Source organism: Methylocella tundrae (assembly GCF_901905185.1).
Taxonomy (GTDB): domain Bacteria; phylum Pseudomonadota; class Alphaproteobacteria; order Rhizobiales; family Beijerinckiaceae; genus Methylocapsa; species Methylocapsa tundrae.
The window spans coordinates 1-12,134 of the sequence record NZ_CABFMQ020000080.1; the positions used below are offsets into that span (position 1 = coordinate 1).

13 protein-coding genes are annotated in these 12,134 nt (G+C 62.9%); 6 read left to right on the forward strand and 7 right to left on the reverse strand.

Features of this window, described 5'->3' with window-relative positions:
* On the forward strand, nt 1-1,390 hold a 1,390-nt coding region (locus MPC4_RS10355; RefSeq protein WP_174512459.1), incomplete at its 5' end, for a S10 family peptidase.
* 108 nt (nt 1,391-1,498) lie between these two features.
* Here MPC4_RS10355 and cobT read toward each other — a convergent pair.
* On the reverse strand, nt 1,499-2,524 hold the full coding sequence (cobT, locus tag MPC4_RS10360) for a nicotinate-nucleotide--dimethylbenzimidazole phosphoribosyltransferase (RefSeq protein ID WP_174512460.1): 1,026 nt from the start codon (nt 2,522-2,524) through the stop codon (nt 1,499-1,501).
* Between the two features lie 321 nt (nt 2,525-2,845).
* Here cobT and MPC4_RS10365 point away from each other — a divergent pair, with 321 nt between their 5' ends.
* Complete coding sequence (locus tag MPC4_RS10365; RefSeq protein WP_174512461.1) at nt 2,846-3,094, forward strand: hypothetical protein; 249 nt, start codon at nt 2,846-2,848, stop codon at nt 3,092-3,094.
* Between the two features lie 163 nt (nt 3,095-3,257).
* Entirely contained in the window at nt 3,258-4,049 is a 792-nt protein-coding gene (locus tag MPC4_RS10370) for an adenosylcobinamide-GDP ribazoletransferase (RefSeq protein WP_174512462.1), read from the forward strand.
* Nucleotides 4,050-4,063: 14 nt separating this feature from the next.
* Here the strand turns inward: MPC4_RS10370 and MPC4_RS10375 are convergent, their stop codons facing one another.
* From MPC4_RS10375 to MPC4_RS10390, 4 genes are all read right to left on the reverse strand, one after another.
* Entirely contained in the window at nt 4,064-5,374 is a 1,311-nt protein-coding gene (locus tag MPC4_RS10375) for a peptidoglycan DD-metalloendopeptidase family protein (protein ID WP_174512463.1), read from the reverse strand.
* A gap of 121 nt (nt 5,375-5,495) precedes the next feature.
* A complete protein-coding gene (locus MPC4_RS10380) occupies nt 5,496-6,188 on the reverse strand; it encodes a protein-L-isoaspartate O-methyltransferase family protein (protein ID WP_174512464.1) in 693 nt (230 codons plus the stop codon).
* A 13-nt stretch (nt 6,189-6,201) separates the two neighbouring features.
* Nucleotides 6,202-6,963 carry a 5'/3'-nucleotidase SurE gene (surE, locus tag MPC4_RS10385; protein WP_134491811.1) on the reverse strand — a complete coding sequence of 254 codons (762 nt, stop codon included), beginning with the start codon at nt 6,961-6,963 and terminating at the stop codon, nt 6,202-6,204.
* Between the two features lie 197 nt (nt 6,964-7,160).
* On the reverse strand, nt 7,161-8,069 hold the full coding sequence (locus tag MPC4_RS10390) for a cell envelope integrity EipB family protein (RefSeq protein ID WP_174512465.1): 909 nt from the start codon (nt 8,067-8,069) through the stop codon (nt 7,161-7,163).
* A 188-nt stretch (nt 8,070-8,257) separates the two neighbouring features.
* Here MPC4_RS10390 and MPC4_RS10395 point away from each other — a divergent pair, with 188 nt between their 5' ends.
* The 3 genes from MPC4_RS10395 (at nt 8,258) to MPC4_RS10405 (ending at nt 10,130) form a co-directional block, all read left to right on the forward strand.
* Nucleotides 8,258-8,731, forward strand: coding sequence for a RidA family protein (locus tag MPC4_RS10395; protein WP_174512466.1), 474 nt, complete (start codon nt 8,258-8,260; stop codon nt 8,729-8,731).
* A 16-nt stretch (nt 8,732-8,747) separates the two neighbouring features.
* Nucleotides 8,748-9,524: a glycerophosphodiester phosphodiesterase family protein gene (locus tag MPC4_RS10400; protein WP_342343626.1), complete on the forward strand. Its 777-nt coding sequence runs from the start codon at nt 8,748-8,750 to the stop codon at nt 9,522-9,524.
* 129 nt (nt 9,525-9,653) lie between these two features.
* Nucleotides 9,654-10,130 (forward strand): Spy/CpxP family protein refolding chaperone, encoded by a 477-nt coding sequence (locus MPC4_RS10405; RefSeq protein WP_174512467.1) that lies wholly within the window; start codon nt 9,654-9,656, stop codon nt 10,128-10,130.
* A gap of 141 nt (nt 10,131-10,271) precedes the next feature.
* Here the strand turns inward: MPC4_RS10405 and MPC4_RS10410 are convergent, their stop codons facing one another.
* Both MPC4_RS10410 and MPC4_RS10415 read right to left on the reverse strand, forming a co-directional pair.
* Nucleotides 10,272-10,796 (reverse strand): DUF3280 domain-containing protein, encoded by a 525-nt coding sequence (locus MPC4_RS10410; protein ID WP_174512468.1) that lies wholly within the window; start codon nt 10,794-10,796, stop codon nt 10,272-10,274.
* 183 nt (nt 10,797-10,979) lie between these two features.
* Nucleotides 10,980-12,011, reverse strand: a complete 1,032-nt coding sequence (locus MPC4_RS10415; protein ID WP_174512469.1) for a fatty acid desaturase — start codon at nt 12,009-12,011, stop codon at nt 10,980-10,982.
* Between the last annotated feature and the right edge of the window lie 123 nt (nt 12,012-12,134).

Consider the following 12,134-nt stretch of genomic DNA (forward strand, 5'->3'; position numbering starts at 1 on the left):
GCCCCATCCCCTGCCCCCGGCCGCCGTCACCGCTCATGTCGTCGACCTGCCGGGCCGCAGCCTGCATTTCAAAGCCATCGCCGGCGCCATTCAGCTCAGTGATTCCCAGAGCGGCGAGCCGCTCGCCGACGTCGGTTACGTCGCTTATGTTCTCGACGGCGGCGATCCGGCGAAGCGGCCGATCACTTTTGTCGTCAACGGCGGCCCCGGCGCGGCGTCGGCCTGGCTCGACCTCGGCATGATGGGACCCTGGCGGCTGAACCTCGGCGAGCAGCCGACCTCGCCGTCGGCGCCGCCGATCACGGTCGATAACGCCGACACCTGGCTCGATTTCACCGATCTCGTTTTTCTTGATCCGCCGGGAACCGGCTACAGCCGGATCCTCTCCAAAAGCGAGACGGCGCGCCATCATCTCTATTCGGTCGAGGGCGATATCGAGGCGCTGTCGGTTGTGATCCGCAAATGGCTCGGCGCGAATAAACGGCTGGAGAGCCCCAAATTCATCGTCGGCGAAAGCTATGGCGGGTTTCGGGCGCCAAAGCTCGTACGGCGATTGCAGGATACCGAAGGCATCGGCGTCGAAGGGCTCGTGCTTATCTCGCCGGTCATCGACTTCGCCTGGTTCGAGGGGACGAACAATCCTCTGCCTTTCGTGACCCACCTGCCTTCGCTGGCCGCCGCCGCGCGCGGCCTGACGATCGCCGACGCGCGCCAAAGCCTCGCAGATGTCGAAGCCTATGCGGCCGGCCCTTATCTGACCGACCTCGTGCGCGGCGAGCGTGATCCGGCGGCGCTGGCGCGGATCGTCGATAATGTCACGCGCATCACGGGGCTCGACGCGGCTTTCGTGCGCCGTCTTGGCGGGCGCATCGATCCCTCGAGCTTTGCGCGCGAACGCGGTCGCGACGAGGGCAAAATTTCCAGCCGTTATGATTCGAACGTCAGCGCGTTCGATCCCTTCCCGCACTCCGCTTCGACCGACTATTCAGATGCCATCCTCGATGCGGACAAGACTCCGCTAGCGAGCGCGATGGCCGACATCACCGCCAACCGTCTCGGCTGGCCTGTCGACGCGCGCTATGAAATCCTGAATGAATCGGTTAACCGCCAATGGGATTGGGACGGCAAGCGCGACAAAAATCAGTCGCTCAGCGATCTGAAACAAGAGCTGGCGATTGATCCGCGCCTGCGCGTCGTCGTCATGCACGGGCTCACCGATCAGGTGACGCCCTATTTCGCCTCGAAACTGCTGATTGATCAGATCCCCCCTTTCGGCGACCCGGACCGCATCTCGCTCAAAGTCTATGACGGCGGCCACATGCCCTACCTGCGCGACCAGTCCCGCGCCGCGATGCGGGAGGATGCGCGCAAGCTGTTCGAGGGGAAATAACCTCCTTGAGCAGAATGCATTCAGACTGAATTCGCATTCTGCTCCTTAAGTCTTTGTTCTGACGGATGATGTTGGTCCGAAAGGTTCGCAATTTTTCGGCGTTATGCTCTATCCCTCGTCTTTGCCGGCGACGTGAGCCTCCGCGAAGGTCGCCATATCCGTATGGCAGGCGAGCGCCGCCTTGATCACGCCCACGGCGAGCGCCGCGCCGGACCCCTCCCCGAGCCGCATGCCAAGGTCGAGCAGCGGCTTCTTGCCGAGACGGCGCAAAACCTCGCCATGCGCGCCTTCGGCCGAGACATGGCCCGCGAGGCAATGATCGAGCGCGCGCGGATCGAGGGCGTGGAGAATGGCGGCGGCGGCGCAGGCGACGTAGCCGTCGAGCACGACGGGAATGTTCTGCATGCGGGCGGCGACGATCGCCCCGGCCATCGCGGCGATCTCGCGTCCGCCGAGGCGCCGCATCAGTTCCAATGGATCGTCGAGAAATGGCCCGTGCAGCGCAACCGCCGCCTTCACAGCTGCGATCTTGCGCGTCAGCGCGCCGTCATCGACCCCGGTTCCGCGCCCAACCCAATCTTCCGCCACGCCGCCATAGAGCCCGTGATAAATCGCCGCGGCAATGGTGGTGTTGCCGATCCCCATCTCGCCAATACAGAGGAGATCGACTTCGCCCGCGATCGCCTCCATTCCGAAGGCGAAGGTCGCCGCCGCCGCCGCCGCCTCCATCGCCGGCTCCTGCGTGATGTCCTTCGTTGGAATGTCGAGGGCGAGGTCGAACACCTTGAGGCCAAGGCCGAAGGCGCCGCAGATCTGATTGATCGCAGCGCCGCCGGAAGAAAAATTCTCCATCATGGCGCGGGTGACTGACGCCGGATAGGCCGAGACGCCCTTGGCGGCGACGCCATGATTGGCGGCGAAGATCGCGACAAGGGGGCGGTCGAGCGAAGGGATCGGCTTGCCCTGCCATGCCGCCAGGAATTCGGCGATTTCCTCGAGGCGGCCGAGCGAACCTTGCGGCTTGGTGAGTTCGGCCTGGCGCGCGCGCACGGCGGCCGCGGCGCTTTCCGAGGCTTGCGGCATCAGCGCGATGAGATTGCGGATGGAGTCGAAAGGCGAGGCTTCAGCGAGCATGGCGACCCTTAGGGAAAGACGGACGATGGGCCTGATGGCGGCGCTCCGTCTTAGCGCATTTTGAACGCCTGTCGATCAAGCGATCGGCGGCGTCCGCATGGGCAAAATAAAAAAACTTAGTCCAAGCATAAATTAAATTGAGGCTCTGTGACGCAGCCCATGAAACTGGGACAGGCAAGGCAACCAGCCGCGTCAACTTGTCTCGTAACTTCCATATTGCACTGCGATATACAAAGTATTACATCACGCTCAACAGCTTCAATTCGTTTCAATGGGGAGGAAACGGTTCGAGGTATCAAGAACAAGAATGGAGATATCCGTATGACGACCAAACTCTCCGCCGTCGCCGCTGGCTTTATCGGCGCTTTCGCGATCATTGGCGCGGCCGTCGCGGCCCCCGTCGCTCCGGCCGAAACGAGCGAGGACGTGACCGGCTCGATTGCTACGCCTGCGTCAACAGCCGATTCGTCTATCCGCGTCTATTGCTACAATGGCGATGCGCGCGACGGCACCACCCGGCACCGCGGCTGGGTCTGCCAGCAGGAAACCGGCGCGCCCAACAAACAGTAAGGACGTGGCGCCGCAGAAGCGCGAGGCTCCAGAGAAAAATGCCGCAACGCAAAAGAGAGCCGAAGCCTTCGGCTCTTCGATTGCCGGCTTCGAGCTGACGCATTTTCCAAAGAGTCCGCGCCAAAAGCCTCGACAAGAGTTCAACGATCATAGATGAGAAGCGATGCGCGCCAGCTCGTCGCTTCTCATCGACCTTCTGATTTGCCTGCGTTTTTTAACGCGCATTCCTTTTCCGGCGCTCGCAGCCGAGACGGCGCCGCAAAGCCTTTCCGGATTCTCCCGCGCCTTGCGCATGGTTCCGGCCGCCGGCGCGCTCCTTGGAGCCCTTTCCGCCGGCGCTCTCGTTTCCGCCTCAGCGCTGGGACTTCCGCCGCTCCTTGCCGCGCCGCTCGCCATCGCCGTACTCGCGGCGCTCAGCGGCGCCATGCATGAAGACGGCCTCGCCGATTGCGCCGATGGATTTGGCGGCGGCGCGACGCGCGAGCGCAAACTCGAAATCATGGCGGATAGCCGGATCGGCGCTTTCGGCGCCGTGGCGCTGGCTCTGGCGCTTTATATTCGCATCGCGGCAGTGGCGTCGATCGCGGCTCACAGCCTTGCCTTAGCGGTGACCGCCCTGATTGGCGCGGCGGCGGTTTCGCGCGCGGCGGCGCTGATTCCGCTCGCGGTCCTGCCGCCCGCCCGAACGAAAGGAGCCGGTTTTTCCGCCGGGCGCCCGCGATCCTCCGCGTTGGCTGTCGCCGCGGCTCTCGCCGCCCTCTTCGCAGGCGCCCCGCTCATCGCGGGCGCCGATCCCTCAAAGTCGGCGCTGGCCTTCGCGGCCTGCGCTGGAGCGGGTTTTGCCTTCAGCGATCTCGCGAGGCGGCAGATCGGCGGCCAAACCGGCGACGTCGCCGGCGCCACGCAACAGATCGCCGAAGCCCTGTTCTACCTCATCTTCGCCGCGACCGTTTAGCAAATCGCCGGTGATCAGAGTCCCGCCAGATAGAGCGTCGGATCGACAGGCGTCGCGCCCTTGCGCAGTTCAAAGTGCAGTTGCGGCGAGGCGACATTGCCGCTTTGTCCGGATTTGGCGATGACTTGGCCGCGCTTCACCGTTTCGCCGCGCTTCACTTCGATGTCGCCATTGTTGGCGTAGGCGGAGACGAAGCCGTTTGGATGGCGGATGAGGATGAGATTGCCATAACCTTTCAGCTCGTTGCCGGCGTAAGCGACGACGCCGCTTTCGGCCGCCTTGACCGAGGTTCCTTCCGGAACGGCGATATTGATGCCGTCATTGCCGCCCAGCTTGAAGGCCTGGATGATGCGCCCGCGCGCCGGCCAGCGGAATTCCGGATTGGCGCCGCCAGCCTTTGCGGCATCGGCGGGAGCGCCAGCAGCGTCCTCGGGCTCGGCCTTCGCCGTCTCTTGCGCGGGCGTTTCGATCTTTGCCTGTCTGGCGGCGTCCTGCTTCGTCAAAACCGCGGTCTTGACCGGCTGGGCGGCGACGGCTTCGGTCTTCACCACGGCGACTTTCCTCGGAGCTTCGGCGACAAGCGTCTTGACCGGCACTTCGGCGACTTTGGCGGCTCGCGCGCTTTCCTGCTCCGCGGCGACCTTGCCCGCATGGGTCATCGCGGCCGCCTTTTCCGCCGTCTGCCGCTGCGCCTTCTCGCTCGCGTTCGCGAGCCTCGTTTCTGGAGCGCCCTTCAAAAGCTTGATCTTCTGGGCATGGGACTCGGCGGCGCGGACGGGAGCCGGGGCGGCGGCCTCGGCCTGCGCCACCCTGGCGGCTGCCGCTCCGCCGACCGCATTATAGACCGGGATCACGATCCTCGTACCGGGCTGCACCTGGGCGGCGGAGGCGAGACCATTGGCCTTGACCAAAGCGTCGACAGGCACGCCATAACGGTTGGCGAGAACCGAGGCGCTCTCGCCCGGACCGACGGAAACGGGGGTTCCCCCTGCCGCCGACCATCCGGCCACCGCCTGAGAGACGCGCGGCGGCGATGCGGCGGCGACGCGGGACGCTTGCGTGGCGGGGCTGGAATATTGAGCGACAGGCGCTCCGAGGGGGCGGGACTGCACCGGCGTCACGGGCGCCGCGGAATGATAGCTCGACGGATTGATGCTTGAGGTCGGCGCCGGATCGGTGCCCGCGTCCGATGTCTGGAAGGGGTTGCTGAACGGATCGGCCATCCGCTCAGATCCCGCGCAGCCGGCGAGCAAGCCCGCGGCGCCAGCGATCAAAGCGAGCCGTAACGCGACGCGTGAGCAATAAATCGAAGCAATGTGACTCATGACGCAACCCACCAACGCAGTAGCTATCACTGCATTAAAGGCGGCGTGAGTTAAGGGAGAGTTTAAGATGAACGCATATTCAACAAAAAGAGAAAATCATTAAGGTTGACGGCAACATGTCCTATAGCGCATGCGAAGCTCCGGCCAGGATCGCCTGCAGCCGGCAGGCGCAGATCGGCGTCACCTCGAGCCCGCCCGAGCCGTGCCGCGCAACCCGCACCACATGCTGACGCCGCGGCTCGAACCGGTCGGGGCGCGCCATCACCATGACGCCGTCCGCGGCGAGGACGGCGAGCAGGCTTTGTGGCGGCTCATTCAGCGCGCCCTGCACGATCACCCGATCGAAGGGCCCCGCCTCGGCTGCGATGGCGAGCCCATCGCCCCAGGTCACGCTCGCCCGATCGACGCCAAGACGCAGCAGCCGCGCGCCCGCCTCGATGGCGAGACTTTGAAATCGTTCAAACGAGACGACATGTTGAGCGATCCGCGCGATGAGGGCCGTCGCGTAGCCCGAACCCGCGCCGATCTCGAGCACCCGATGCCGGTTTGAAAGGGAAAGCGCCTCGATCATTCGCGCTGAAAGCCAGGGCTCCGGCAGCGTCTGACCGCAGCGCAGCGGAAGCGCGAGATGGCGGCGCGCGAGATCCTGATAGCGATGCGGCACGAAGATTTCGCGCGGCACCGTTTCGAGCGCGCGGAGCACATTCACATCCTGGATGCCGCGCGCGCGCATCGTCAGAAGGAACGCCGCCTTGGCCTGCGCCAGCGCGGCGGACCCGTCAGAGAGCGGCGCTGGCTCGTTTTGCAGCGTCAACGAGGGCTCCGTTTCAGCGCAGAGCCTGCGCATAACGCGTCAGCGTCGGCGTATCCGTCAAGTCGAGGCGCAGAGGCGTGACGGAAATACGATTTTCCGCCATCGCTTCGACGTCGGTGCCCTGGCCGGGATCGGAGAACGGACGATCGAAGGCGATCCAATAATAGGGATTGCCACGCCCATCGGCCCGCGCGTCGATTTTGACAAGATAGCCGCGCCGCCCCTGAACCGTGACGGAGACGCCCTGCACGTCCTCCGGCGGGCAATCAGGAAAATTGATGTTGATAACGATATTCGGGGCGACGCCCTCGGCGAGAATTTTGGCGATCAGAGCCGGCGCATGGGTTTCGGCGCAACTCCAGAGCGCGTTCTCGCGCGTTGATCTGCGGCCGAAAGACTGCGACAGGGCGATCGAGGGAATGCCCAAGATGGCGCCTTCCATGGCGCCCGCCACCGTGCCCGAATAGATCACGTCCTCGGCGACGTTCTGGCCGCAATTGACGCCCGAGAGAACGATGTCTGGCGGCGCTCCGTCGAGAATGCGGCGCACGCCCATGATGACGCAATCGGTCGGCGTGCCTTTGACGGCGTAACGGCGTTCGGAAATTTTACGCAGGCGTAAAGGATCGTTGAGCGAGAGCGAATGGGCGACGCCCGACTGATCTGTCTCCGGGGCGACGACATAGACATCATCCGACAGCGACCGCGCAATCCGCTCCAGCACGCCAAGGCCCGGCGCGTGAACGCCATCGTCATTGGTGACCAGAATGCGCATGAACCCGGCTCCGGAAGGCGGCCTAAATCATTTTCAAGCGAAGCGGATAGCGGTTCGCGCGGGCAATGCAAGGGTTCAAAGGAAGAAAGAGGTTTTTCGACGCTCTCAATCCAGGCGTCGCGTCAGAGAAATAATTTTACGCAACGCCTCGCGTCAAGCGCTTGCCGCCGCGTCAGCCTCCATGCGGCGAAGCATGCTTATTTGGAGCACGCCGGTTCGTTCATAATATCGAGGCTCGACAGTTCTCCCGACAGCACGAAATCGCCGTAATCAAGCTTCAGGGCGCGCGAGATGCCGTTCTGATAGAGATCGAACGAGAGGATATAGCTCGGGCTTTCGTCCTTTTTACCGCTTTCGAAATAGCTGATCGACACCGGCCATCGAGGCATTTTTGCGAGTTCTGCGACTTGCGCCGCCTTTTCGGAAACCGGAGCTGTCGTGGGCCGGCCGATATAAGTCGTTGTTTCAAAAACCTTTTCGCCCGTATCCGAGCCGTCGAAAACCTTGACCTCGATCAGATTCTTACCGGCTTCGGCGGCGGCGATGATGCGCTTCAAATGCTCGGTCGGAAACACGACGTCGTCGCCAAGCTCGACCTTGCTCCGCTTCGGCTTGGCCAGATTGACAAGGACCGGGCCGGTCCCCGACCTCACCGCCGTGCCGTCGATCGATTCCGTCGTCCCATTGTCTACCTTGGTCTGCATTTTGAAGTCGAAACTCTTGCCGTCCGAATCTTCAAAAGTCGCGGAATGCATGTCCGATACGCGGGTCGGTCCCTCGGCGGGCTGCAGCTCCGTCAGTTGCCGGAAATTCTGGACGTAGCCTTCGCAAGGGGAGCCCGCGAAATCGAAAGCGATGCGCCCGTGCGCGGCCGTCGGGCTCTTGCTGCCGACGGATTTCGAGAGGGTCAACTCATAGATGGCGTGATGCGGCGCGAGGGGGATCTGCTCGCCAGGGTTGGCCTTGAGCTGATCCATCTTAACCGGATCCGGCCGCACCTGATCCAAAGGGCCCTGAGCTGGATTGCCGGCGGCGTAAACCGCGGCGAGGGGAAAAAGGCAAGCGAGCGCGCCAGAGATCAGGAGGCCGGCATGTGAATGAGACATGATCGTTGTTCCTTGAGCGTCAGGGCGGCGGCTGAACGATTCCTCCCAGGAAACGAATCCTGCCAAGAGCGCAAGCCTAAGGTCAACACGCGGGACTTGCAACCTTTGCGGCAAGGGCCGCGCTTTAGGTTCGACGGCAGGCCGGTTCGCCGCTATATCATCGCGAGCTAAAAAAGGAGATTTTAAGGATGAGCAAAACGGAAGCGAAATTGAAGGCCCTCGGGGTGAGCCTGCCCTCCCCCGTCGCGCCGGTGGCGAATTATGTTCCTTTTGTGATTTCTGGCCGGCTTCTCGTTATTTCCGGCCAGTTGCCTTTCGGGATGGACGGCAAGATTGATCCCGCCCATATCGGCAAGATCGGCGCGACCGTCCCGGTCGAAGCCGGCCAGGCCGCCGCGCGGGCCTGCGTCATCAATGTGCTCGCCCAGGCCAGGGTCGCGCTCGGCGATCTCGACAAGATCACGCGCTGCATCCGGCTTGGCGGCTTCATCAACGCGGCGCCGGGCTTTTTCAACCTGCCCCCCGTCATGAACGGCGCCTCTGACCTCATTGTCGAGGTTCTGGGCGATCCTGGCCGTCATGCGCGATCCACCGTCGGCGTCGCTGAATTGCCCCTGCAGAGCGCCGTCGAGGTCGAGGCAATGTTCGAGATCGCGGCTTGACGCGGGCGTTTCAAGGGTGAGCCATCCGCTTATGCGCGCCGCGCCCGTCAACGCCCCTGATTGGCTGACGGAGCGGCCGGTCGCGCATCGCGGCCTCCATTCGAAGGCGCGCGGCGTCATTGAAAACACGGTGGCGGCGGCGGAGGCCGCCATCGCGCGCTGCTACGCCATCGAATGCGACATCCAGCTTGCCGGAGACGGCGAGGCGGTGGTGTTCCATGATTTCACCCTGCCGCGCCTGACGCACGGGCATGGCCGCGTCGATGGCTTTTCTGCGCAGGAGCTCATGGCTCTGAGGTTCAAGGAAAGCGAGGCAAAGATCGCGCCCCTTTCGGCGTTTCTCGCGGCAGTCGCGGGCAGGACGCCTCTCATCATCGAAGTCAAAAGCCGCTTCGACGGCGATTTGCGCCTCGCCGAACGCGCGCTCGCGATCGCTTCCGCCTATGCGGGGCCAGCGGCCCTGAAAAGCTTTGACCCGGACGTCCTCGCCTTTTTCCGCGCACAAGGCTTTGCCGGGCCCATCGGCCTCGTGGCGCAAGCGCGTTATGAGGCTGCCGAATGGCCCGAACTTGGAGTCAGCCAGCGCTTGGCGCTTGCCGCCCTCAGCGCATTTTCCGTCGTCCGGCCAGATTTTCTCTCCTGGCATGTCGGCGATCTGCCGCATGCAACCCCCGAACTCTGCCGCGGCTGGATCGGCATGCCGGTCCTGACATGGACGGTGCGTTCGCCAGCCGATCGCCACCGCGCGCAAGAATGGGCGGACCAGATGATTTTTGAAGGATTTGAGCCGTGAGGCTCATCCAGCCTTTGGCTGAAAACCGCGCAGTACGCAAGATCGCTTATATTACGAGCAGTTTACTTGACCGATAGTTGGCGCAGAGCAACGTTAAGGCATTATTTGGCGTTTCTTAAGGCATTTTCGGTGAAGAAAACGATTCGCATTGCTTCGACGGCGGCGACCTTAGCCGTTTCTCCATTCGCCGGCGCCGCCTTGGCCACTCTCGACGACCGGCGCGAACACCACTTGCAAATGTCCGCCGAAGACGCGCAGGCCTTAATCGATGCGCGCGTCGTCGCGCTGAGGGCCGGTCTCGACCTCACCCCGGCACAGGAGAAAAACTGGGCGCCCCTGGAAGCGCTCGTTCGTCATCAAGCTCGGCAGCGCACGGAGCCCTTCGCGGAAGGGCGCCTGAAGCGCAATGAAAACAGCGAGTATTCTGACGCGCTCCAGCGCCTCCAACGCATCTCCGAACGGCTTTTCGCGCGCGCCACTGATTTGAGGACGCTCTCGGAGGCCGCGAGACCGCTTTACGAGAGCCTCGACAAAGAACAAAAGCGCCGGTTCGGACGCCTTCTGCTCGCGAGTATAAACGCACAAGGGTCGCACGCCGAAACGTGACGCCCGCAATCGAAGCGGGCCGCGCGCTAGAAGCATATTCCGATCAGATCGGTTCGATCTGATTGACAAGAATATGCTCAAGCTTTTGAATCTGGAGCGATTTCTGATCGATCGAATGACTCCATTCGATCGGAAAGCGCTCTACTGCGCGGCCGCGCCCTGCGCGCCGGCGCTCGATAGCCGATCCTTCACAAGAAACTTCACCGCTCGCGTATAGGCTTCGTCGTCGTCGCCGCGGAACTGGCCGCTCGCATAAGCGACCGCTTTGCCGGTCTCGAGGTTCGTGATGGTTATGTCGAAGCTCGAGATCAGGCTTGAAACCTTGTGCACGGTGGCGAGCGCCGCGAATTGTGCGCCTGCTTTCCGGGCGATTTCCCGCCAGCACCCGTTGCAATTATATCGCGGCTCGGTTTTCGCAATCTCGTCGCGATAGGGTGAAAGGTCGACCGCGCGGTAGCGTCCGTCCTGTTCAAGCGCCTTGGCCAAGGTCGCCGTAGCGCGTTCGAGACGCTCCGCCTGATGGGGTTTTGCGCCTTCGCCGCTGGTGTCCCAAAGCTCGACGGGGAACACCGCCAATGGCTGCGGCTTGTTTGTTTGCGCGACGGCTCCGGCCGCCGCCATCATCAGCGCCAACGCCGCCAGTCCAAACCGAAGGCCAGCCCACATACCATTCTCCCTTAACTATCTTTTCGATCTTTTGTGTTTCAGGCCGCGAACGCCCGCCCCATCGGAGCCGGGCTTTCCAACGCGCGAACGGGCGAAAAGGTCCGCTGAAGCTCGCTCACGCAGCGTCGCCGGGCGCGCGCCCGAATCGCTGCGCCGCGTGCAAAATGCGAGTGAAACGGACCCTTAACCTTTGGCGGAGGCTGGGGTGTTGGCGGCGCTGCGATCGACGCGCGTATAGAGCGTGTAATGCGGATCGAAGATGAATTTGATCAACAGTCCGAACCAGGATTTATGCGTCTTGAGATGATCGTAGAACTCGGGCGCCATGCGCTTCAGTTCCGGCAGCCGCGTCCACGGAATGTCGGGAAAGTCATGATGCTCATTATGATAGCCGATATTGAGCGCGACTATATTGAGCGGGCCATAGTAGTCGAAGGTTTCCTGCGCCGGATCATCGGTGAAATGCTCCTGCACCCAGCGCGCGCCGAGCGGATGCAGGCCGCCGACCGAGAACCAGAAAGAGGCGAAGAGATAGAGCAAGGCGTTGGGGCCCAGAAAGACCAGCACGGCTATGTCGAAGAGGATGACGCAAACTGCGTTGATATAGGTCCACCGGCCCCACATCGGAACGGAGCCGCGAAGGCGCCCGAGCCGCGCCAGCTGAAACGCCGCGAAGAAGAACATCCAGGCAGCCTTGCCGTACCAGCTGTGCCCGAAGGTCCGCGCCTCCCAATGGCTCGGCAGATCGGCGTCGAAATCATAATCGCCAAGATGGGAATGGTGCTTGATGTGATAGCAGCGAAAGCCCATCGCGGTCGGCACGGTATTCGGCAGATCGGCCAGGATGCCGACCCATTTGTTCCAGACCGGCTTCTTCAGGATGGCGTTATGGCAGGCGTCGTGAATGACGACGAACATGGCGTGATTGGCGAAGGCGCCGACGCAAAAGGCGGCGATCAGAGCGAGCCACCAATAGGCAAGCCCAAGATGGCCGAGAAGCCCCGCGATGACAAGCTGCCCCGCGACGACGCAGAGCGTGATGACCGCCGTGATCGGATCATGGCCAATGAGGCGGGCGACTTCCGGATGCGCCGCCATAATCGCGCGCCGGCGCGGCGGATGCGGACGCGGCGCGGTGGTCTGGAGAAAGCCCTCGGTCGAGGCGGCGCCCGGGCGGGCGCGAGCGGCGTCGACGCGCGTTGCATGCAGACTCATTGAATGGTCTCCTGAAGGTGGATCGTTTCAAGATTAAAACGATCCTCCCCATGTCGATCTGATCTAGCGCATATTTGCGTCAAAACTTGGCGCTCTTTTTTCGATCTTTAAAATGCGATCGCC